At 54.2% G+C, this 238-nt stretch carries 1 protein-coding gene; it reads left to right on the top strand.

Annotated features, from left to right (window positions below; all coding sequences use genetic code 11):
* The coding region (locus ACTHS4_RS12555) for a hypothetical protein (protein ID WP_440366050.1) at positions 1 to 229 on the top strand (229 nt) is incomplete at its 5' end.
* Positions 230 to 238 lie beyond the last annotated feature (9 nt).

Genomic DNA, 238 nt, shown 5'->3' with positions numbered 1-238 from the left:
GGTCGTATTAAATCACCCGCTGCGGGGACCACAGCACCCACAAAGCGCGCCACCGACTTATACACAGAACGCAAACACACACAAAAAAAACACACCGCTCGTCGAAAAAAAAAAAACAAAACACAATACCCACGCCCACACAATCCCGGGGGCCCCGTGGGTTAACATGCCCCCAAACAAGCCCGCCGCAAACAACAACACCACGGTGGCGGGCGGAATTCAGCCCTGACTTGATCAC

Source organism: Neisseria sp. P0014.S009 (assembly GCF_051958155.1).
GTDB classification, from domain to species: domain Bacteria; phylum Pseudomonadota; class Gammaproteobacteria; order Burkholderiales; family Neisseriaceae; genus Neisseria; species Neisseria flavescens_C.
This window is presented reverse-complemented; position numbering and strand designations above follow the sequence as displayed.